We start from the raw sequence: 22,165 nt of genomic DNA, 5'->3' as shown, positions 1-22,165 counted from the left end.
TCAGCGCCCGTTTCCATTCACTCCTTCGCCTGCGCCCGCAATCGCCGACCAATCACATCCATCAAGTCACAACCATCGCGCAACGGAATGGCCAGCAGTTTGGAGAAATCCGACAACACCACCGTGTCGCAACCAATCTCGGCGCGAAAGGCGATGTTTTCCAGCACCTGTGTAACTGCGCGAATTCGGTAGTCAGCGGCGGCTTGCAATACGTCGAGTGGGGCTTCGGTGTCGATGAGCAGGGAGGCCGGAACCAGGTCGATTCCGGTGAGGGGCATGTATCTTTCCATGGGTGAGATCTCGTTCAGTTAAATGAGACCGCCAACAGATCGTCGCCAAACGAATAGGGTGGCAGTTGCGCGCAGGTTGGCGAACCGGGAACGAGTAACCGGCAGACCCGAAGGTCTCCCGCGCACAGCTGCCATAAAGACAGCTTTGCGGGCATGCAAAAGCGACTGCATTAAAGCACAGCGCTTTTGCATCCGACCGATCAGGTCGCCAAACCCGAATCGCCATTTTGGGCGACGGGTCGGACTATAGGCTTCATCAGAACGGCGGGGAAGGTGACGCATTCCGAGGTTTGTATCGGAATTTTAATAGCGTCCTAGGACCATTACGCGCCTTCCGTGGGCGACTGCTATCGACCCATAGCAGCCCTTGATGTATGTGTGTTGTCGCCATATGTTATTGGCATTCATGGAGGATTCTGACTGATGGCACGCGTGGGATTGATACTGACACCCGGTTTTGCGGACTGGGAATATGCTTTCATTGCTGGAACTGCGTCTCCGTTTTACGGGATCGACGTCAGGTTTTTCGCTTCTGCTACGGGGCAGTTCCTCTCGCAGGGTGGATTGGCTGTAACTGTCGATAGCAGCTTGCAACAATGTCTGGACTGGAAACCGGACGTTGTTGTCGTCATTGGAGGAATGGTCTGGGAGCGTGCAGAAGCACCGGATATTCGAGAGTTTCTTCATGCTAGTCGTTCAAGCGGAGCGACAATTGCCGGTATCTGTGGGGGAACGCTGGCACTTGCGAGGGCCGGGCTTCTCGACACGGTTCCTCATACATCGAACAGCGCTGACTTCTTACAGCAGAATGCCGTAGGTTATGAGGGGCGCACGCTTTATCGATGCAGTGCAGTGGCGGTGGTTGCAGACCGCATTATAACTGCTCCAGGCCCTGCACCCGTTAGCTTCACCTGCGCAGTGTTCGAAGCTGCCGGGCTATCTTCAGAGATCACTTCTCAATTCAGGTCAATGTTGGCAGCGGAACATCGGTGACTGCTTCGTCCTGCAAAACAGCCAATCTGTTGCGTCGACCGGTTGAATCCACAGCCGAAAGCAGTCGTTCGTGAACGACAACAATCGGCCAGAAGCAGCCGCGTGAGCGACGGCGTCCGGCCGAGCATCTCCACGTCAGAAGGTGATTACGATCTTTCCAAACTCTGGCCCTTTGAGTTGCTGGGCGAAGGCATCCCTGGCATTGCCAAAGTCAAAGCGGTGTCCAATAAGCGGATGGATTCCTTTGCGTTCGATGAAGGTATTCATCTCCTCGAACAATTGCCGCGAACCGACACGCACGCCGCGTACAGTGACCGTACAGCCAAGAATTAGCATGGGGTCAATCTTCCCAATCGGATTGATCAGGCCAACCAAATGCACCGTACCGTCACGTCGAGTCGCGAGTATGGAGCGCTCCAGCGTGTCAGGACCAACGGTCTCGATGACGTGATCAACACCTTTCCCACCGGTCAGCTCGCGTGCTTTTTTGTGCCAGTCCGGATCGCTTTGATAGTTAATCAGGTGATCCGCCCCGGCTGCAGCTGCTCGCGCCAGCTTGGCATCGCTGGAGGACGTGACAATAGTTCGGGCGCCCAGCGCACTGGCAAACTGCAGCGCGAACAGGGCTACGCCGCCGGTGCCCAGAATGAGCACTGTTTGCGAAGGGCGTACCTCTCGCACGGCATTCCAGGCTGTCACCGCAGCGCAAGGTAACGTGGCGCCCTCTTCGTAAGACAAATTCCGGGGTAATGCCACCAACCCTTCCTGGTTGAAGACACGGTATTGCGTCAGCGTGCCGTCAATCCCGTGACCAAGCGTCGTGCTCGAATTTGCGGCGTGATCGCCGAGGGGGCCATACAGCCAGTCCTGCACAAAGTTACCCGCCACGCTATCGCCCACTGCGAACCGATTTACATGCTCACCAACCGCTACGACTTCGCCAGCGCCGTCCGATAGCGGTACGGTTGGGCGAGGCAGCTGAATACCCTGTGCGCCAGCCAGGTAGAAATTGTCCTTGTAGTTAAGTGATGCGGCGCGCATCCGGACCAATACTTCGTATGAGCCGATGGCAGGCACGGTCTCGGTAAACAGTTGCAGCGATTCCAGGCTTGGCGCTGTCAGCCGATAGGTTTGGGACGTCTTCATGCTTCAACCTTCAATGCGTTTTGTTCAGCCAGGGTCGGGTAGTCGGTATAGCCTTGCGATCCGCTGGAATAAAACGTCGCGAAGTCGGCGGAATTCAAATGAGCGCCGGCCTGCAAACGATTTACCAGATCAGGATTGGCCAGAAATGGCCGACCAAAGGCAAGAAACTCGGCCTCGTCTCTTTCCAGCGCGCCTGCCGCATTGGCCTGGTCAAAACCACCTGCCAATACGAGCGGGCCCTTGAAAGCGTCGCGCATGGCGTCACGTAGGCTGACCGGCAGCGGCGGCAGCCCCATCGACTCGAAGTTCACCAGGTGCAGGTACATGAGGCCGACGCTGGAGAGTTGCCGACAGAGTTCGACATATTGCGCGTCCATTTCCGCATAGTTGAATGCACCATTCGCTCCACTGTGGGGCATGAAGCGGATGCCTACACGCGTCGCGCCGATTGCAGCCACCACTGCCTGAACGACTTCCAGAATGAAACGGTTACGCGCGGATGAACTTCCGCCGTATGCATCATTGCGTTGATTGATGGTTGCGTTGAAAAAGGAATCAAGCAGATAACCGCCGCCGGCATGCAGCTCCACACCGTCAAAACCGGCTTCAATGGCGAGGCTCGCTGCGCGCGCAAATTCGGCGACGGCCATCTGAATATCGGTGGCACTCATCGCGCGTGGCGTGGAGGTGGCCTGCATGCCATGTGCGTCAGTATGAATGTCACCCGGTGCGCGCTCCGCGCCGGGGCCAAGCACTTCTGCGCCGATGGGCAAATTGGCAACATGCGCAACACGACCGGCGTGCATTAGCTGAAGTACGATCTTGCCACCCTTGGCATGCACTGCGGCGGTGACCTGCTTCCAGTCTTGTACGTGGGCACCATTGAACAAGGCTGGCATCCGCGCGTAACCCAGGCCGTTCGGTGAAGGCGAGGTGCCTTCAACGATGATCAGCCCTGCGGATGCGCGCTGGGAGTAATACTCGGCCATTAAAGCGTTGGGAGTGTTGGCTTCAGTTGCCCGGCTGCGTGTCATCGGCGCCATGATGATGCGATTCTTTAAATACAGTTCGCCAAGCTGCGCCGGGTGATGCAAAGAGAGGGTCATTACAGGCTTCCTGTGTAAAAGGTGCCCGCAATGTTAGGTCGGGAGTTATTATGGGAAAAGATGAAGCAATGACATGTACTCGTGCATTTTTGGGATGATTGATCTTGGACTTGAATGACATTGCCCTATTCGTTCACGTGGTACGTGCGGGCAGCTTTGCAGAGGCAGGGCGACGGTTGGGTATTCCGCCCAGCACTGGCAGCCGTCGTCTGCAAGCACTGGAACGCAGCGTCGGCGTACGCTTACTGCAGCGTTCAACGCGCCGTTTGGCATTGACAGATGCCGGCCAGGCCTTTTTTGCACAGTGTGCAGAGCAGATCGACGCACTGAACCAGTCTGCCCAGGATCTGGCAGATAGCAGCAAAAAGCCGAGCGGCCGGGTTCGCGTGGCAGCCGGCGTGGACTTCTTAAACTGGTTTCCCATGGAATTGATTGCGGACTTCATGGCCAAGCATCCCGCCGTGCGAGTGGAGTTTGTGCTTAGCGATGCTCGCGCCGACTTACTGGCTGACGGCATTGATGTCGCTGTCAGGTCCGGCAAAATGGTGGAGCCAATGCTGGTGGCAAAGGAAATCGGTTGGATTGAGTGGCGTATGGTTGCCAGCCCTGACTACCTGTCCACACATGGAACACCGATCAGTCCGCAAGATCTGACCCAACATGAATGCATCACGCGGCCCGCGATCGGAAGCACTCCGGTCACATGGCGATTGCGTGGTCCAGACGGCATGATCGAAGTGCCCGTCAGCAGCCGTTTTCAGGTGAACACTCATCAGGCACAGCTAGGCGCTGCGCTGGCAAACCTGGGTATAGCGCTGGTGCCATCCCTGACCACACTCGCCCCTCTAGAACAAGGAGTGCTGAAGGAAGTTTTGCCCGGCTATAGCCATGAGGCAGGTGTCTATTTTGTATTTCCGAGCAGGCGGCATATTCCCCGCGCAGTTAGAGCGTTCACGGAATTTGCCAGTACTGTCCTGTTTGAGCGGGGCATGGTTCTGCCTTCTTAGCATCAACGTTTGGAGAGCTCTTAAGGGTTCTTTATCGAGGAAGTGATCACTCAGCCAATGGGGCGCAGCGCTGGACGATTTACCCCATCTGTTGCGTCGACCGGTTGAATCCACAGCCGAAAGCAGACATTAATCATGCTACCCAGTCTTTCGAAAATGGGCACACGTTACGGTCAGCCCCCTAGCGTAGAATTTCCTGGATGCCAGCCCCCACCCGAGACGGACCCTCAATGCAAACCCCGACCACCCCAAACCCCCTCTGGAAAACCTACCTCCTTTTCCTCACCCCCATGGTCCTCTCCAATTTCCTCCAATCCATGTCGGGCACCGTCAACAGCATCTACATCGGCCAAATGCTCGGCACCCAAGCCCTGGCTGCCGTCTCCGGCATGTTCCCCATCGTGTTCTTCTTCATCGCGCTGGTCATTGGCCTCGGCGCAGGTGCGAGCGTGCTCATCGGCCAAGCCTGGGGTGCACGGGAACCGCATCTGGTGAAAACCATCGCCGCTACCACGTTGCTGCTGGGCGCAATCATCGGCCTGACAGCGGCGGTGCTGGGCAGCGTATTCGCAAGGCAAGCCTTGCAAGGCTTGGGCACTCCGGCCGACGTATTGGATGACGCCGTGTCCTACGCCCACGTGATGATGTGGATCATGCCGTCGCTGCTGGTCTACGTGCTCTTCACCCAGCTCCTGCGCGGGGTGAGCGATACGGTGTCGCCGCTGATCGCATTGGTGGTGTCGACGTGTATCGGGTTGGCCCTGACGCCCGCATTGATTCGCGGTTGGTTCGGGTTGCCGATGTTGGGGATTCAGAGTGCGGCGTATGCGGGGTTGGTGGGGAATTTGTCGGCGATGGGGTGGTTGGCGTGGCGGTTGATTCGGCGGGGGCATCCGTTGGCGCCGGATCGGGAGATGTTTGCGGCGATGCGCCTGGATCGGGTGATTCTCGGCAAGGTGTTGCGCATCGGCTTGCCGACCGGGTTGCAGATGGTGGTGTTGTCGGTGTCGGAGTTGGTGATTCTGGCGTTGGTGAATCAGCACGGTTCGCAGGCGACAGCCGCGTATGGGGCGGTGACGCAGATCGTCAATTATGTGCAGTTTCCGGCGTTGTCGATTGCGATCACGGCGTCAATTCTTGGGGCGCAGGCGATTGGGGCAGGGCGCATTGAGCGGATGGGGCCGATTCTGCGCACCGGGTTGTTGATCAACGTGTGCCTGACCGGTGGGTTGGTGGTGTTGGGTTACCTGTTGTCGCACTGGTTGCTGGGGTTGTTTCTGACGGACGATTTGACTCGGGCGAAGGCCGAGCACTTGTTGCACATCATGCTCTGGAGCCTGTTGGTGTTTGGCTTTCAGGCGATTGTCGGCGGGATCATGCGGGCCAGCGGCACGGTGTTGGTGCCGATGGCGATTTCGATTGTGTGCGTGCTTGGCGTGCAGTTGCCGATGGCGTATGTGCTGGACGGGCAGTTCGGGTTGCAGGGTGTGTGGATGGCGTTTCCGGTGGCGTATTTGGGGATGCTGATGTTGCAAACGCTGTATTACAAACTAGTGTGGCAACATCAGAAGATTGAACGCCTGGTGTAGATTGGATCCTTTATTTCAATCTTGACCCTAATAAGTATGACTGTTTTAGTTGGAGTGGCGCTGAATGCGAGTTGGTCTCTATTGCAGATATCGTTAGTGAGGTAACAACTAATGGATCCAATAGACGAATCTAAGGCTTCAAGTAATTTACCAGGCCAGTTATCACGTGGCTTTCAGGGAAGTTGGGTATTATCCATCGAGGCGAGTTGTTTCTTCTGAACTAACCGTTTGTCGGTGGTTTGCACGAAAAATGAACATTTTTGCTTTAATGCCCTCTGATACTTCAGCACGTCGCCATGACCTGCCCCTGCAGCTGCAGAAAGAGAAGTGGATCCCGAACCTCATATGCATTGAATGCAAATGAGGATTTTTTTACCTGAAATTCAGGAGCCAACAAATAACCGAACTTGATTTGCCGGGCAAATTAATCGGTTCAGCCGCGCCAAATCACTGATTTGGCTTGTCTTTTATCAGTCGGATCTCGTAGGGCTTGTCACGTGATTAGAGCCCCGCTGAACTAATGATTCGCACTGTATAATCAGTTGGAGAAGTACCGTGTCTATAAATACAATTATGAGTCTGGTCGAAAACAAAGAGTGTATGGAATTTGTGCGGTTGGGTGTTGTTTATGCTCACTTGGTCGCCTGTTGTGTTGCCATTGGTTTGGTGTTGACCAGTGATATAGCCATGGTTAAGAACTTGTTGAAGGGCAAGGTGTTGTCGGAGCACGATAATGCGCATCTGGAAAGTCTCCAGACGTCTGTCGTTGTTGCATTGATTGCTTTGTGGGTCACCGGTATTGCAATTGTGGGTATTGATTACCTGGAGAAGGGAGTCGAGTACTTCATGAACCCGAAACTTCAAGCCAAAGTGATCATTGTCATGTTGCTGACGTACAACGGCATCTTGTTGCATCGCCTGGTGTTGCCGGCTATGCAGAAGGCCGGATCGCTGCTCAAGCTCGAGTTTAGCGCTCGGATGCTGGCGCTGTTCTGCGGCTCGCTGTCGGCGGTGTCCTGGATGTATGCGGCCCTGCTGGGTGTCGGACGCCCGTTGGCCTGGAAGTATTCACTTTCTGAACTGTTGATGGCGTATCCGCTGTTGATTGCTCTGGGGTTCCTGGCAATGCTGGCATTGACTCAACGAGTGATAAAACAGAACGACGATGTGGTGCCGCAGCGGGCTGTTGCGAGTGCTTGCTAAGTTGTAACGTTCGCTGAACTTTCCGGACACCTCCGGTTTAAAAAGAGGGCCACCCGTAACAGGGTGGCTCTTTTTTTTTTGCGTCAAAAGTTGCTCCAGAAAGTCGAGTCGTCGGTGTAGGCCGGCGGGCTTGCTGTCGTCCACCTTCGGACTGACAATCCAGAGTGACGGTGATGTAAACCGACAGGCTTGATCGCCTGGGGAGGTTTTCCACATGAGTCCTTCATCGACAACCATTCTGCAAGACCGCGCCGATGCCGGTCGGCGGCTGGTGGCGCCGTTGCTCAAGTACGCGCATCGCCCCGATGTCATCGTCCTCGCCTTGCCCCGTGGCGGTGTGCCGGTGGCGTACGAAGTGGCGACCGCGCTGGACGTTCGCCTCGACCTGATGCTGGTGCGCAAACTGGGCGTTCCGACCCATCAGGAGCTGGCGATGGGCGCGATTGCCAGCGGCGGTATTCAAATCCTCAATGAGCATACGCTGCGGGCACACCCGATTGATCAGACGACGTTCGATGCCGTGGTTGCACGGGAAACCCGCGAACTGCTGCGGCGTGAGCAGGTGTATCGCGGAACGCGTGCGCCGGTGCAGCTCAAGGATCAGGTGGTGATTCTGATTGACGATGGCTTGGCGACGGGCGCTTCGATGAGGGCGGCGATTCACGCGGTGCGCGCACAGGCGCCGGCGCGTGTTGTCGTCGCGGTGCCGGTGGCGCCGGTTGAAACGGCGGAGGCGCTGCGCGGTGAGGTGGACGAGTTGGTGTGCCCGATCACTGCTGATTGGTTTATGTCGATCGGGCATTGGTACGTGGATTTTTCCCAGACTGCGGATGCCGAGGTCATCGGTTTGTTGACGCGGGCGTGGCAGCGGCAGGGGAGTGGGGCGGCGTAAACATTTGGGGTTTGAGAGATGGGTCATCCGTTGCAGGGTGGCCCATTTTTTTTGGCTGGAAGTTGCGTTGATCTTGAGGGCGCCATCGCCGGCAAGCCGGCTCCTACAATGTCCGCGTGCAAACCCGATCCTTGTAGGAGCCGGCTTGCCGGCGATGGCGGCCTCACGGTTTACACCGTTCGTCGCAGAACCGTCAAACGACCTATTGACACCCACCCACATCTGCGTGAATATTCATACATCGTATGCGACACAATCGAATGCGACACTAAATCAAACCTATCGCAACATCGAGGATTCACCCCATGAGCAAGATCGAAAAAGTCCTGGCCACCGGCAAAACCCACACCACCGCCAGCGCTGCCGGCAACACCTCCGGCGGCCACAACGGCAGCCTCGACATCACCCTGTCGACACCCGGCAGCGCCAAACCTGCTCATGTGTTTGCCGGCACCCAGCCGCACCCGGCTGCCGAGCAACTGTTCGCCGGTGCATGGTCGGCGTGCTACACCGCTGCCGTCGGTCTGGTGGCCAATGATTTGAACGTGGTACTGCCAGCGGACTTTTCGGTCGATATCGAAGTCGATCTGGGGCAAACCGGCCCGGCCTACTTCCTTCAGGCTCGTTTGACTCTGCGCGTACCTGGCCTGCCACACGACATCGCCACCACGCTGGCGCACACCGCTGATCAGATCTGCCCATACTCGAAAGCAACACGCGGCAATATTGATGTGGCACTGAACGTCCTCACCGTTTAATTATTGTCAAAGCATCGCGTGCGATAAAAGCGCACGCGAAAAACAAATCCCCAATTGAGAGCATTCATCATGAGCAAGATCGAAAAAGTCCTGGCCACCGGCAAAACCCACACCACCCCTAGCGCAGCCGGCAACACGTCGCGCGGCCACAACGGCAACCTCGACATCGTGCTGTCCTCGCCCGGCAGCGCAAAACCGGCGCACCAGTTTTCGAACATTCTGCCGCACCCGACCGCCGAGCAATTGTTCTCCGGCGCCTGGTCGGCCTGCTATAGCGCCGCCGTCGGCCTGGTGGCCAAGGAGCTGAACGTGACACTGCCGGCCGACACGGCGGTAGACATCGAAGTTGATTTGGGCCAGACCGGCCAGGCGTACTTCATCCAGGGGCGATTGACCCTGCGCGTACCGGGCCTGTCGAACGAGGTCGCAACGAAACTGGCGCATGGCGCCCACGAGATCTGCCCGTACTCCAAAGCCACCCGCGGCAACATCGACGTGACGTTGAACGTCGTCACCGAGTGATGCACCGCACGACCGGTTCGACTTCGCCAGGCGAGTCGAACCGGCCGCCGGCCCGGGCAACATCGATAAGCGTCAATTGGGCGCCAATGTGCTCTTCAGCCATTGTTCAAAACGTGTCGCGCCCACGATCGGATTCGCTCCCGGCGTCAGTGACTGATCGTTGATGGGCGCACCGAAGTAAGGAACCGTGTCATCCGGGACGACCTCGCGCGGGTCTTTGATGTGCTGCAGGTATTGGCTCACGAATTCAACGATCGGCCTGCGATCCGGCCCGGCGACTTCCAGGGTCTGGTTGTCTGGCGCTTTCAAGGCGATATCCGTCAGGGCCGTGGCGACATCGAGCGAGGCAATCGGTTGCAGTGCGGCAGGGGTCAGGTGGATGGTGTTGCCGTCTTCGCGACCCGAGTAGGCAATGGCACCGATGAACTCGAAGAACTGCGTGGCGCGCAGGATCGTGTAGGGAATGCCCGAGTGTTTGATGAGTTTTTCCTGAGCCATTTTCGCCCGGAAGTAACCACTTTCGAGCATGCGCTCGGTGCCGACCACCGACAGTGCAACATGGTGTTTGACGCCGTCGATTTTCTCCGCCGCGAACAGGTTTTTCCCGGCCGTTTCGAAAAAGTGCAACGCCGCGTGATCCTCGAATGAGGGCGAGTTCGCCACGTCCACCACCACGTCTGCGCCTTTCAAGGCTTCCTTCAGTCCTTCGCCACTGATGACGTTGACGCCGGTACTCGGCGACGCTGCCAGCGCTTCATGCCCCAGTGCCCGCAGGTTTTTGCACAGTTGACTGCCGATCAGTCCAGTCCCTCCGATGACGACGATTTTCATGACCCGTCTCCCGTTGCGGTGAATGGAACACTCATTAAACACCTGCATGACTCAGGCATCCGGCGCGTAACGGGGTTGCGCGACAGGTGGTCGGGCCGCCGGTGCACCCATGGCACAAACGGCGATTTTTTGCTTTAGTCCACCTATGGCTGGCCTTTGTGTGCAGCACCTCACTGCACCAGGGCGTCCTGCCGGAGAATCCCATGAACCTTCGTTTCCCGCGTTCCGCCGCCGTGCTTGTCGCGCTCACGCTCGGCGTGTTGCCGTGCGCCAATGCCATCGAATACAAGCAGGTGAATGAGACCGCCAGCACGATCTCTTTCACCTACAAGCAGTTCAGCTCACGGGTCTACGGCACGTTCGGCAAGTTCGAAGGCACGCTGGATTTCGACACGGCGAACCCCTCAGCAGCCCACGCCGTGCTCACGATTGAACTCGACAGCATCGATGCCGGAAGCAGTGACGCCAACGAAGAGCTGAAAAAGCCCGCGTGGTTCGACACGGCCACTTATCCGAAGGCGACATTTGAATCGACCGCTGTAAAAGCGTTGAGCAACAACCGTTACTTGATTACCGGCAATCTCACCCTCAAGAAAATAACGCGCACGGTGCAAGTGCCGGTCCTGCTGAAGTCCCAGAAAGCGATCGGCATATTCGATGGCCAGCTGACGCTCAAGCGGAGCGACTTCAAAATCGGTGAAGGTGAGTGGGGGGATACGGTGGTTTCCGACGATATCAACATCAGGTTCCGGATGGTTGCGCCGGAGCAATAGCTGTTCAGCGTGCTGCGCAGTGTTCTGAATCACAGCGACTTTTCGTCGCTTGCTCTGCCATGGTTTTACTGTCATCGTTCGCGCTACTGGTAATCTTTCTTATTTGAGAAATTTTTGCGTATGCGCGATTTTTCCGTGGCTGATGACGACGTTGCCCGTCGTCGGCGGACCTTCACCGACCTCTATAGCGATCACCATTCCTGGTTGCATGGCTGGCTACGGAAAAAACTCGGCTGTTCGCAACGTGCGGCCGATCTGGCCCATGACGCGTTCATTCGCGTGCTCACCCTCGCCGAGCCTCACACCATCAAAGAGCCGCGGGCGTTTCTGGCGACCATGGCGGGGCGCTTGTTGATTGATGGCGCCCGACGCCGGCGGATCGAGCAGGCGTACCTCGAGGCGCTGGCGATCCAGGCGCACGACGCCGGCATGCCCGACCCCGAATCGATCCATGGGGCGCTTGAGGCGCTGGAAAAAATCGCTGTGATGCTCGCCGGGTTGCCAGACAAGAACCGCGAGGCGTTCCTGCTCAGCCGGCTCGACGGCCTTACCTACAGCGAGATCGCGATTGAACTGAAGGTGTCCGCCAGCACGGTCAAGAACTACGTCGCCGGTGCGCTCGTCCATTGCTACAACACCTTGTACGGGGCGGAACAGCCGTCGTGACGAACATCCATCCACCCTCCGAGCAGATGATCCTTGAGGCGGCTTACTGGCTGACGTTGTTGCACGACGATTTGGCTACCGACGCCGAACGTGTGGCTTTCGATGTCTGGTGCGAAGCCGACCCGCGCCACGCGCTCGCCCTGGAGCGGATGCGAGCTTTGTGGGGCGGTTTTGACGAGCTGCCTGCCTCCCCCGCACGCGTTGCCCTCAAGCATGCCTTTGCCCGGCCGGGCCCGAGAGTGTCGGGCCGTGGCGCCCAGGCGATTGCGCTGCTGGGTGTGTTGGTCTGTGGCTGGATCGGCCTGGACAACATGCCGGTCTGGCTCGCCGATCAACGTACCGGCGTGGGCGAGCGGCGCGAGGTGGTGCTTTCGGACGGCAGCCATGTTCAGCTCAACAGTCATTCGGCGCTGGACGTGAAGTTCGACGGCCAGCAGCGCGTCATCGAGTTGTTGGAAGGGGAGATGTGGGTCGAGGTGGCCAAGGACGCCCGGCGTCCGTTTGTGGTGCGCACTGATCAGGGGACGGCGACGGCGCTGGGCACGCGCTATCTGGTGAAACGTGCAGCCGATGGTTCGACCATGGTCAGTGTGCTGGAGTCTGTCGTTGCCGCCAAAGCCAACGGCACCGAGGCGGTGAACGTCGCGGCGGGCGAGCAAACCACCCTCAGAGAGGGCCGGGCGCAAGCACCGCAACCCATCGGCAACGCCCACCCGGATGCCTGGACCCGGGGCCTGCTCAAAGTCGATGACCGCCCTTTGAGCGAAGTGCTTCAGGCCCTCTCCGGTTACCGACGGGGCCTGGTGCGCTACGATGAACAGGCGCTGCAAGGGCTGCGCGTCTCCGGCGTGTTCCGCCTCGACGACACCGATGCTGCACTCGCGACACTGGCGGACAACCTGCCGATCCAGGTCGAGCACTTCACCGATCTGCTGGTGGTGATCAAACCCCTCTAACCCCCCAACCCTGTAGGAGCCGGCTTGCCGGCGATCCAGACGACACGGTCTGTCTGACCCACCGCCATCGCTGGCAAGCCAGCTCCTACAAGGTTGAGGAAGGCATCAATACCGTTTCACCCCAACCTGTAGGAGTCGGCTTGCCGGCGATCCAGGCGACACGGTCTGCCTGACCCACCGCCATCGCTGGCAAGCCAGCTCCTACAAGGTTGAGGAAGGCATCAATCCCGTTTCACCCCAACCTGTAGGAGCCGGCTTGCCGGCGATCCAGGCGACAGGGTCTGCCTGACCCACCGCCATCGCTGGCAAGCCAGCTCCTACAAGGTTGAGGAAGGCATCAATCCCGTTTCACCCCAACCTGTAGGAGCCGGCTTGCCGGCGATCCAGGCGACACGGTTTGTCTGACCCACCGTCATCGCGAGCAGGCTCGCTCCTACAGGGTTTCGGGGTTTCAAAAAATATTAATGCAAATCGCTCGCATTCATTGTCTGTTTTTCCGACATGGCCGTCATGGTTAGTAACGCCTTCCATTTCGCAGGATTTCTCATGTCTCGCTTTGCTCGTCCGTTGCACCCACTGGCGCTTTCAGTGGCGATGGCTTTTGTCGCGGCGCCGCTGCTGGCTGCCGAATCGCCGGTCGCGGGTTCACACACCAGTGCTGTCCGCAGTTTTTCGATCCCGGCCGGGGATTTGAGTCAGGCGCTGAACAGCCTGGCCGAGCAGGCGGACCTGGTGTTGGCCTTCGACCCGGCCTTGACGCGCGGTAAACGCAGCAATGGCCTGAGCGGACCATTCAGCACCGGCGACGCACTTGCCCAATTGCTCCAGGGCAGCGGCCTCAACGCCATCGCGCTATCGGCCTCGCGCTATCGCATCGAACCTGCACCCGAGGCGGTCGAAGGTTCTCTGGAGTTGCAGGCCACCAACATCAACGGCGCGTATGCGAGTGAAAGTCCGACCGGCCCGGTGGCGGGTTATGTCGCGACGCGCGCGCTGTCGGCGACCAAGACCGATACGGCGCTGAACGAAACACCGCAGTCGATTTCCGTGGTCACCAAGGACCAGATGCGGGCCCAGGGCGCGGAGAATCTCAACCAGATCTTGCGTTACACCGCCGGCGTGATTCCCGAAACCCGTGGCTCTACCGCCTCGCGACTGGATCAGATGACCATCCGTGGTTTTTCCCCGGCCGTGTATCTGGACGGCTTGCGCATGCCGGGCAGTCGCGATGCCTCGCCGCAAAAAGACTCGTTTGATCTCGAGCGCGTGGACGTTTTGCGCGGGCCGTCGTCGGTGCTGTACGGGCAGGCCAGCCCCAGCGGTGTGGTGAACATGGTCAGCAAGCGGCCGCTGGATACGCCGTTCCATGAAATCGGCGTCGAGTACGGCACCTTCGACAAGAAACGCACGACCTTCGATTTGAGCGGCCCGCTCGACGACCAGGGCGTTTACTCCTATCGCCTGGCCGGTCTGTACGACGAGGCCGATGGTCAACTGGAACACACCGAAACCCAACGTCAGTCCATTTCGTCGGCATTCACCTGGCGCCCGAGCGATGACACGTCGCTGACGCTGCTGGGGCATTTCCAGAAAGACCCGAAGGCGGCTTCGTACGGTTCGACACCGGCGTGGGGCTCGGTGTTGCACAGCCCGACCGGGCGTGACATCGATGTCGATTTCTATGACGGCGACAAGGATTTCGAGAAGAGTGACCGCGAGTATTTCTCCATCGGTTATTTGTTCGAACATCACCTCAACGACGTCTGGACCTTGCGTCAGAACGCGCGTTACTTGCGCAGCGAAGGCGTTTATCGCAGCCTCTACAACAGCAACCTGCGCGCCGATTACCGCACTTCCAACCGGTCGACCATTGCCACAGACGTCGACCTGGATGCCTACACCCTGGATAACCAGGTGCAGGCCAGATTCGACACCGGACCGGTGCAACACACGGTGCTGTTGGGTGGCGATTATCAGAACACCAGCACGGATACCAAGTCCGGTTTCGGCACGGGGCCGACGCTGGATATCTTTGACCCGGTCTATGGTGTTCCGGTCGTCACACCGGCGTTCACCACCGACGCGACGCAGCGTAACCAGCAGAAGGGCTTGTACCTGCAAGACCAGATCAAATGGGACAAGTGGGTGTTGCTGATGGGGGGGCGCTACGACTGGGCGACCAACAACAACAGCTCGATGAACTTGCGCAACAACGTCAAGACCAAAACCTCTCTGGACAGCGAGGCGTTCACCGGTCGCGTGGGGCTGGTCTATCTGTTCGATAACGGCCTGTCGCCGTACATCAGCTACGCCGAATCCTTCGAACCGCAGTCGGGCACCGGCTACGGTGGTTCGGTGTTCAAGCCGACCGAGGGCCAGCAATACGAAGTGGGGATCAAGTACCAGCCACCGGGCAGCAACAGCTTTATCACTGCGTCGGTCTTCGACCTGCGCCAAAGCAACGTGCCGACGCTTGATCCGGATCCGACGCACCTGTGCGGCACCGGGCGTTGCCAGGAACAGAGCGGTGAAGTGCGCTCCCGTGGTTTCGAACTCGAAGGCAAGGCCAGCCTGAATGACAACCTGGACATCACCGCCGCGTACGCTTATCTGGACAACCGCATCACCAAGTCCAACAGCACCGTGAGCTACGCGCCGCTGACCGACATCGCCGTCGGCCCGGCAGTGCCGGCGAAAGGCACCACCAACTATGGCGTGCCGCGTCATACGGCCTCGGTCTGGGCGGATTACACCTTCCACGACGGCGTTGCCAAAGGCTTCGGTGTCGGCGGCGGGGCGCGTTACGTCGGTTCCTCCTGGGGCGACACTGCCAACACGCTGAAGGTGCCGGGTTACACGCTGCTGGATGCGGCAGTGCACTACGACATCCCGCACATCAACAGCCTCAAGGACAACCTGCGCCTGGCGGTGAACGCCAGCAACCTGGCCAACAAAGAGTACGTGGCGTCGTGCTATTCCTATTCGTGGTGCTGGTATGGCGCACAGCGCACCGTTCAGGCGAGCGCGACGTATCAGTGGTAACACCCGCTGAGCTGACACACCACGTCGCCTGAATCGCCAGCAAGCCGGCTCCTACACACCACCGAACCTGTAGGAGCTGGCTTGCCAGCGATGGCGGTGTATCTGATACACCGCGCAAGCCCCATCGCCAGCAAGCCGGCTCCTACAAGGATCTGTATTCACCTGACACACCACCGAACCTGTAGGAGCTGGCTTGCCAGCGATGGCGGCGTATCTGATACACCGCGCAAGCCCCATCGCCAGCAAGCCGGCTCCTACAAGGATCTGTATTCACCTGACACACCACCGAACCTGTAGGAGCTGGCTTGCCAGCGATGGCGGTGTATCGGATTCACCGCGCAAGCCCCATCGCCAGCAAGCTGGCTCCTACAAGGATCTGTATTCACCTGACACACCACCGAACCTGTAGGAGCCGGCTTGCTGGCGATTCAGGCGACGCGGTGTGGCTGACCAGACGTCAAAGCGTGGCCGTTTTAATGCACGGCAATTGGCGCTGTAACGGTCTTCCCGAGCGCTGAGCGAACGGTGATGGTCGGGCTCGGTGTCGGGCCGTTGCCAGTGGTGGTAACGGACAGTCTCCAGCGTGCCCCCGTACCGTTCGGCGTGAGCGTCGCGGTTCCCAGATTGAGCTGGCCGCCCGTGGTCGACGCACTGACGGTGATGCTGTTGCCCGCCGCCCGCGAGGTCGTCCCGGTCACGTCCCAGGTATAGCGATTGTTGCTGCGCACGTTGACGGAAGCGCGGGTGACCAACAACGTTTCATTCACCGCCGCCGCAGCGCTGACCGCCACGGACACCGTCGCCGGTTTGTCCGAGACGGCGCCAAGGTTGTCACTGGCTTCGTAGGTAAACACCGCAGTGAACGGCGCCGCAACAATGGTCGGTGGCATATAGAACACTCGAATGCCGTCGGTGCTCACGGAGCCCTGGCCCGAATCCGGCTGGGTCAGGCCGACAACCTTGAGCGGCAGGTTACCGTCCGGGTCGGTGTCGTTGGCGAGCACGCTGATGGTCACTGGCAGGCCGTTACTGCTCGTGGCGCTGTCATTGTTGGCCACGGGTTTTTTGTTCGGGCCTTCATTATCATCGCCGTCAACGCCAGTGCGGAAAGTCGGCAGTGCCACGGAGTTGACGAAGGTGACGCCGTCCCAACCCGGTATCGGCGTTGGCATCAACTGGAACTGCCCCGGATGCTCGGAATCCCAGCGCAGCAGCATCGACGTGTCCTCGTGCTGAGTGTTGTGGCAGTGCTCCATGTAGGTGCCGGCGAACTCGCGGAAGTGAAGCGCCACGTCGACATCCACTGAACTGTCGACGCCTTCGCCAATACGAAAGACGTCCTTGCGTGCCCATTTTTCCCATTCCGGCGGTGCCTTGCCGTCGCGACTGAGAATGACGCCTTCTTCGAAATGCACATGCACCGGGTGGTTCCAGCCATTGCCGCCGTTCTTGATTTTCCACACTTCGAGGGTGCCGTCGCCGGAGAACCCGGCGTCCGTGGGGCCGCTGGCCAGTTGCGGTGCGGCACTGATGCGGCGCGGGTCCATGGGAAAGCCGGGGCCGCCATCGGTCTTGATCGTCCACGGTGCTTCATCGGTGCCATCGGAGCGACCGAAAATGAACTCCCGATGCCGCGCCACGTTGAGCCTGGCCTGGTCATTCGGGTTGTCGCGATCGATGGGCAACGGGATCATCGTCTTGCCGCCAGGCACAAAGGCTGCCGGGTCCATGGCCACGTCCTGACCACTGTAGGGCTGAACCAACAGTTGCAGGAATTTGCCAACCAGCGGGTCGCCCCTGTCCCATTTCGGGCCATTGCTGGTTTGCTTGATGACGGCCTTGTACTTCTCGGACAGCACGTCAGCCAGGGGGGCGGGTTCTTCCGGGCCCTTGCCGTCTTCGTGCACCAGCAGGTTGACGAAGTACAGTTTGTCGCCAACCTTGATCCCGTTTTTCGAGAAGTTGACGATGATGTCGAAACGTTCGGCGATGCCCATGGTTGGCAGGATCGCATTGTTATTCGTCTTATCGCCGTCACCATCCAGGTCCATGCTGCCGTCGAACGGCACGGCGTGTTCCATGATATTGCCGTCGTTGGCAATCAGGTGGAGCGGCACCCGATTATAGGAAACCCCAGAGCCGGCAGGCCCCGGAAATTCACCGCCATTGCCGCTGATTTCTCGTACCAGCGCCAGCTTGAAATAGCGCGACACCGAGCCGTTGAGAATGCGGAAACGGTAGCTGCGCGCGCGGACTTTCAGGCTCGGCTGGTACTGCCAGTTGACCAGCATCTGATCCCCGAGAAAGCCGTCGGTGTTGAATGGGTTGAACCACAACTGGCCGTTCTCGTCCCAGGCCTTATCGGAGATCAGCAGGTTCACGTCGTAGTCGCGGTTGCCCCAAGGCATTGCTGAACCGCTGGGAAAACGCAGGTTTACGCCGTCCTCGATCGCTTCGTTGCCGCGATCCACAGCGCTGTAGTAATTCATCATTGCCGCATTGCCCTTGTAGACATTCTGCGCGGTGAAATCGAGCATGTGGTCGTGGAACCAGTGGGTGCTCATGGTCTCGCGCCAGTCGCCACGGATTTTTATGCTGCCGTTTTCGCAGGTCTTGAGGCCCGGACTGACATCGTTGACGAAGAGTTTTTCGCCCGGTGAGCAGGGGAAGGCTGCACGCGGATCCTGCGCCTTGGTGTTGATCGTGTCGTAGCCGGCCAGTTGCAGCGGCCAGCGATAATCGTAGAACTGCCCCGGAAAGAAAAATGCATTGGTAAAGCCATCGCTTTCAGCCGGCGAGTGCCCATTGTGTTCGTGGGTACTGATGGTGTGCAGGCCAAAACCGGCGTTGGCTGCGGGGTCGATTGGCAGGGCGTTGTAATGGCGCATCAGCAACGCTTGACCGTAACGGACCATCAGCAATTTGGCCGGCACGGTGCCGTCGAATGTCCACAGCGAGTTGTGATTCTGCACCGGCATTCTTGAATGAAAACGCACGTCGATACCGCGAGTGGTGCCCGCTGTCGCCGGGATGTCCGAGGTTTGGTAGTAGAGCCCGCCGGGGGCGAATTCACCCTTGTTGTAGTGGTGCAATTGTTGGGCGTCACGCAGGCCCTGGTTGGTTCTGGCACCGGCTTGAACAGTCTTGAACTGAACCTGCGGGAAGAACTCGTTCCAGCGTTGATGCGACCAGCCTTTTCCCGGTGGCCGACCCTCCGCCGGCGAGCCTACCGGATGCCGGTTGAGGAAGGCTTCGATCTGCGCTTTCCACGGATTGCGGTCCAGTACATTGGAAAACTGCGAAGGAAACGGGGACAACCCCGGCTGGCGCAGGAAGGCTTCGAGCGCTGCACTCGACGGGCCGCTGCGGGCGACGTTGTTCGGATCCTGCTGGGGCGCCGGGCCGAGGGTTGGCACGGGGAATGTCAGCGTCTGCGGCGGGGTAGTCGGGTCGAGTGTTTCCGAGCCGAACTCTTCGAACAGCAGCAGTTGTTGAGTGAATGGTTCGGCTCCGAACAAGGGGCTGGGCTTGCCGTTGGTGGGGTAGTTGAACGATGTCTGTGCGGCGGGTGGCAGTACGTTGTCGGCACGCGGCGTGTTTCGGTCACCGAACACGCCGTTGGGCAAGGCCAGGGCACCTTGATTGGCCGGGGGCAGGTTTTTCAGTGCTTCCAGGGCTGCCTTAGGGTCGGCAGGCGGGTTATGGAAGGCTGACGGATCGGTCGGAGGCGGTGGCCCGAAATCATCGAGCGGAGCGGCATTCACCGCAGACAGGCTGAAAGTCATCAGCATCACCAGAGTAATGCCCGGCGTCCGGAAAAAGCCGGGCGACTTGTTCACAGGAGCTGAGCTTTTCATGGTGGTTCTCTGGGGGCGTGTCGTGGTGTCGGCACATGCGCAAAAATCGACGCAAAAGCTGAGCCACTAACGAGATTGTCAGATAAATCATCGCGTTAGGTTCAGTGATATGCGTGGGAAGTGTTAACGAGAGTTAACAGTTGGGGGATATTCCTCAGTCTTGGGGAGGGTGTTATTCCCCATTGCCCCGTCCGGTGAGGAGGTGTTGTCGTTGGCCTCATCGCCGGCAAGCCGGCTCCTACAGTTGATTTCCATAGTCACTCGGCATGACTGCCAACTGACACGCCACCCCGGTCTCGTCGGCGCGTTATGATAGGCGCGTCCGCCGCCAGAGTCAGAGCAGAGCCTCAATGCCCCAGATCACCCATTTCAAAACTCCGTGCCCCGAGCACCTCACCAGCCAGATTCTGCAGATGGTGGTCGATAACCTGACCGACATCAGCATGGTCGCCATCCCGCCGAGCAACCTGTTGTACAACGTTTACCAGTACGCGATCGGCTATGAGGTTCACCTCTATCTGGAGGCGCTGAACGGGGCGAAAGGGGTGGCGGTGGAGTTGCTGGTCGCGACCGATGTGGACGATCCGGAACAGGTCATCGGCTTCTTGCTTTACCTGCCGATCAAGGACGATCCCGAGGCGTGCGGCGTCGCATACATGGCGGTGCAGGCCGGCCATCGGCGTCAGGGCGTGGCGCGGCGGATGCTGCGGGAAATGGTCGGCCGCTACCCGCATGCCGAGCTGACCTGCGCGGTGGCCAAGGTGCCGTGGTTTGAATCGATGGGCTTTCAGGTGCTGGGCACGCGCGGTACGCAGGTGTTGATGAACACCCGCGATCATCGCACTGACGGGTTGATGGGGCTGCTCGACGTGGCGTCGATCTACAGCTCGCTGGAGGTGCGGCAGATTCATACGTACCTGCTGCAAAAGCACGGCAAGCGGGCGATGCTCGATGCGGAAAAACAGCGTGACCGGCATCTGGATCAATTGACGCACAAGGCCAATGAATTTGTCCGCGAGCGGTTGGGCGAGTCGCCGCGCTGACTGCGCCCCACCAGACAACTCAAGCAATTGTGGGAGCGGGCTTGCTCCGGGCGGCGTTCCGACGAAGGCGGTGCATCAGGCAAAGATGAAGTTGACTGATACTCCCTCTTCGTCGGAACGCCGCCCGGAGCAAGCCCGCTCCCACAGTTGTTTTGCGTCCACTCAGGCAAATCGGTCAGCGTTTAAGAAAGCTTCACGTTCATGGTGATCCGCGCCGTGAACACCTTTTTCCCCTCGACGTCGTGAATATCCACCGGCACGAGCTTGTCGCCTTCCGTGGTCCAGTCCACGGAACCCCCATCGGCCACCGCCGTCACGTCGGTTTTTGCCTTCGCCAGGTACTCCACCGTCATGCCTTTTGGAATCCAGCGTGCGCCTTCGGGAATCGACACGTCGGTCATCATTCCCGCCGCCAATTCAGCCGCATTGCACATCGCGATCGCGTGCACGGTGCCCAAGTGGTTGGTGATTTCCTTGGCGAACGGCACCTGCACCGTCGCGCAGCCTTTGCGCAACTCCGTGACCAGCGGGTTGATGGTGCTGAAGTAGGGCGCAACCTGACAGGCCATTTTGCTGAATGCTTGCGGGCCCACGCTGTTGAACATGCTGAGAAACTGACTCATTTGAAACCTCGCTGAGGGGTTTAAAACAGAATGGTGTTCCGTTACAGAATAATGTTCTGTAACGGAACAGTATTCTGTCGGCGGGAAATCTGTCAACCTGTCGCCACGTGTCCGATGGCAGTCATCTGCCTTCACCATCGATTTTTTGGGACTGTGTTGAGCATGGAAACGTCAGATTTACTCGAGCGCTGCTACCCCGGAAGACGCGCCGAACTCAAGCGCGATATTTTTCGAAAGGCCCTCGCCCTGTTCAACGAGCAGGGGATCGAGGCCACGACCATTGAAATGATCCGCGCCGAATGCGACACCAGCGTGGGCGCGATTTATCACCACTTCGGGAACAAGGAAGGGTTGGTGGCCGCGTTGTTTTTCACTGCCCTGGATGATCAGGCCAGGCTGCGCGACAGCTATTTGAGCGAGGCGAAAACCACGCAAGAGGGCGTGCATGCGCTGGTGCACAGTTACGTGGATTGGGTCGACAGCCAACCCGAATGGGCGCGGTTCCAGTACCACGCGCGATTTGCTGTCACCAAGGGGCCTTTGAAGGACGAACTGGCTACCCGTAACAAGATGCGCAACAAGCGATTGCTGGAATGGCTGTCGGATTCGGCCAGAGGCGATGAGTTGAAAGGTTTTCCGGCTGAATTGATGCTGTCTCTGATTATTGGTCAGGCAGACAACTATTGCAGGACGTGGTTGTCGGGTCGGGTGAAGGGCAGTCCGAAGGTGTACAGGGACGAGCTTGCACAGGCGGCGTGGCGGTCGATTTCCGGCGGTTGACCTGCCAAAAGCCTGGCCTGATTGCGCAATGCTGTTCGGAGGGCATGCGCTAACGGGAGGTTTTGAATGGGGGCATATCCGTTGCTGC

Annotated in this window: 19 protein-coding genes; 13 read left to right on the top strand and 6 right to left on the bottom strand. The window is 58.9% G+C overall.

Annotated features, from left to right (window positions below; all coding sequences use genetic code 11):
* Positions 1–17 precede the first annotated feature (17 nt).
* Complete coding sequence (locus J4E42_RS26705) at positions 18–290, bottom strand: hypothetical protein (RefSeq protein WP_192230206.1); 273 nt, start codon at positions 288–290, stop codon at positions 18–20.
* A gap of 423 nt (positions 291–713) precedes the next feature.
* Here J4E42_RS26705 and J4E42_RS26700 point away from each other — a divergent pair, with 423 nt between their 5' ends.
* On the top strand, positions 714–1,283 hold the full coding sequence (locus J4E42_RS26700; protein ID WP_207286548.1) for a DJ-1/PfpI family protein: 570 nt from the start codon (positions 714–716) through the stop codon (positions 1,281–1,283).
* Positions 1,284–1,418: 135 nt separating this feature from the next.
* On the opposite strand, the gene J4E42_RS26695 is transcribed toward J4E42_RS26700, so the two are convergent.
* Entirely contained in the window at positions 1,419–2,429 is a 1,011-nt protein-coding gene (locus J4E42_RS26695) for an NAD(P)-dependent alcohol dehydrogenase (protein ID WP_207286547.1), read from the bottom strand.
* Positions 2,426–3,535, bottom strand: a complete 1,110-nt coding sequence (locus tag J4E42_RS26690) for an alkene reductase (RefSeq protein WP_207286546.1) — start codon at positions 3,533–3,535, stop codon at positions 2,426–2,428. The genes J4E42_RS26695 and J4E42_RS26690 overlap by 4 nt, the downstream gene beginning before the upstream one ends.
* A 110-nt stretch (positions 3,536–3,645) precedes the next feature.
* On the opposite strand from J4E42_RS26690, the gene J4E42_RS26685 reads away from it, so the two are divergent.
* The 6 genes from J4E42_RS26685 (at position 3,646) to J4E42_RS26660 (ending at position 9,506) form a co-directional block, all read left to right on the top strand.
* Positions 3,646–4,542: a LysR family transcriptional regulator gene (locus J4E42_RS26685; RefSeq protein WP_259331726.1), complete on the top strand. Its 897-nt coding sequence runs from the start codon at positions 3,646–3,648 to the stop codon at positions 4,540–4,542.
* 230 nt (positions 4,543–4,772) lie between these two features.
* Positions 4,773–6,131 (top strand): MATE family efflux transporter, encoded by a 1,359-nt coding sequence (locus J4E42_RS26680; RefSeq protein ID WP_207286545.1) that lies wholly within the window; start codon positions 4,773–4,775, stop codon positions 6,129–6,131.
* A gap of 555 nt (positions 6,132–6,686) precedes the next feature.
* A complete protein-coding gene (locus J4E42_RS26675) occupies positions 6,687–7,334 on the top strand; it encodes a hypothetical protein (RefSeq protein WP_207286544.1) in 648 nt (215 codons plus the stop codon).
* 214 nt (positions 7,335–7,548) lie between these two features.
* Positions 7,549–8,226 carry a phosphoribosyltransferase gene (locus J4E42_RS26670; protein ID WP_207286543.1) on the top strand — a complete coding sequence of 226 codons (678 nt, stop codon included), beginning with the start codon at positions 7,549–7,551 and terminating at the stop codon, positions 8,224–8,226.
* 305 nt (positions 8,227–8,531) lie between these two features.
* The gene (locus J4E42_RS26665; protein ID WP_008030850.1) at positions 8,532–8,984 is read left to right on the top strand and encodes an Ohr family peroxiredoxin; all 453 of its coding nucleotides are present in this window, start codon (positions 8,532–8,534) and stop codon (positions 8,982–8,984) included.
* A gap of 69 nt (positions 8,985–9,053) precedes the next feature.
* Complete coding sequence (locus tag J4E42_RS26660) at positions 9,054–9,506, top strand: Ohr family peroxiredoxin (RefSeq protein WP_008030852.1); 453 nt, start codon at positions 9,054–9,056, stop codon at positions 9,504–9,506.
* Positions 9,507–9,578: 72 nt separating this feature from the next.
* Here the strand turns inward: J4E42_RS26660 and J4E42_RS26655 are convergent, their stop codons facing one another.
* Positions 9,579–10,337, bottom strand: a complete 759-nt coding sequence (locus J4E42_RS26655) for an SDR family oxidoreductase (protein WP_207286542.1) — start codon at positions 10,335–10,337, stop codon at positions 9,579–9,581.
* Positions 10,338–10,540: 203 nt separating this feature from the next.
* On the opposite strand from J4E42_RS26655, the gene J4E42_RS26650 reads away from it, so the two are divergent.
* The 4 genes from J4E42_RS26650 to J4E42_RS26635 all read left to right on the top strand — a co-directional run bounded on the left by J4E42_RS26650 (position 10,541) and on the right by J4E42_RS26635 (position 15,774).
* The gene (locus J4E42_RS26650; protein ID WP_192417497.1) at positions 10,541–11,110 is read left to right on the top strand and encodes a YceI family protein; all 570 of its coding nucleotides are present in this window, start codon (positions 10,541–10,543) and stop codon (positions 11,108–11,110) included.
* Between the two features lie 120 nt (positions 11,111–11,230).
* Entirely contained in the window at positions 11,231–11,776 is a 546-nt protein-coding gene (locus tag J4E42_RS26645) for a sigma-70 family RNA polymerase sigma factor (protein ID WP_207286541.1), read from the top strand.
* A 26-nt stretch (positions 11,777–11,802) separates the two neighbouring features.
* Positions 11,803–12,732, top strand: a complete 930-nt coding sequence (locus tag J4E42_RS26640; protein ID WP_207286564.1) for a FecR family protein — start codon at positions 11,803–11,805, stop codon at positions 12,730–12,732.
* Positions 12,733–13,278: 546 nt separating this feature from the next.
* Positions 13,279–15,774: a TonB-dependent siderophore receptor gene (locus J4E42_RS26635; protein ID WP_207286540.1), complete on the top strand. Its 2,496-nt coding sequence runs from the start codon at positions 13,279–13,281 to the stop codon at positions 15,772–15,774.
* Between the two features lie 473 nt (positions 15,775–16,247).
* Here J4E42_RS26635 and J4E42_RS26630 read toward each other — a convergent pair whose 3' ends face one another.
* Positions 16,248–19,631, bottom strand: a complete 3,384-nt coding sequence (locus J4E42_RS26630; RefSeq protein WP_207286539.1) for an Ig-like domain-containing protein — start codon at positions 19,629–19,631, stop codon at positions 16,248–16,250.
* A 350-nt stretch (positions 19,632–19,981) separates the two neighbouring features.
* Here J4E42_RS26630 and J4E42_RS26625 point away from each other — a divergent pair, with 350 nt between their 5' ends.
* Positions 19,982–20,674 (top strand): GNAT family N-acetyltransferase, encoded by a 693-nt coding sequence (locus J4E42_RS26625; protein ID WP_207286538.1) that lies wholly within the window; start codon positions 19,982–19,984, stop codon positions 20,672–20,674.
* Between the two features lie 182 nt (positions 20,675–20,856).
* On the opposite strand, the gene J4E42_RS26620 is transcribed toward J4E42_RS26625, so the two are convergent.
* Positions 20,857–21,297 carry a hotdog fold domain-containing protein gene (locus J4E42_RS26620; RefSeq protein WP_008034574.1) on the bottom strand — a complete coding sequence of 147 codons (441 nt, stop codon included), beginning with the start codon at positions 21,295–21,297 and terminating at the stop codon, positions 20,857–20,859.
* A gap of 162 nt (positions 21,298–21,459) precedes the next feature.
* On the opposite strand from J4E42_RS26620, the gene J4E42_RS26615 reads away from it, so the two are divergent.
* Positions 21,460–22,077, top strand: a complete 618-nt coding sequence (locus J4E42_RS26615; RefSeq protein ID WP_207286537.1) for a TetR/AcrR family transcriptional regulator — start codon at positions 21,460–21,462, stop codon at positions 22,075–22,077.
* The last annotated feature ends 88 nt before the right edge of the window (positions 22,078–22,165 follow it).

It is taken from the genome of Pseudomonas sp. FW300-N2A2 (genome assembly GCF_017351735.1).
Taxonomy (GTDB): domain Bacteria; phylum Pseudomonadota; class Gammaproteobacteria; order Pseudomonadales; family Pseudomonadaceae; genus Aquipseudomonas; species Aquipseudomonas migulae.
This window is presented reverse-complemented; position numbering and strand designations above follow the sequence as displayed.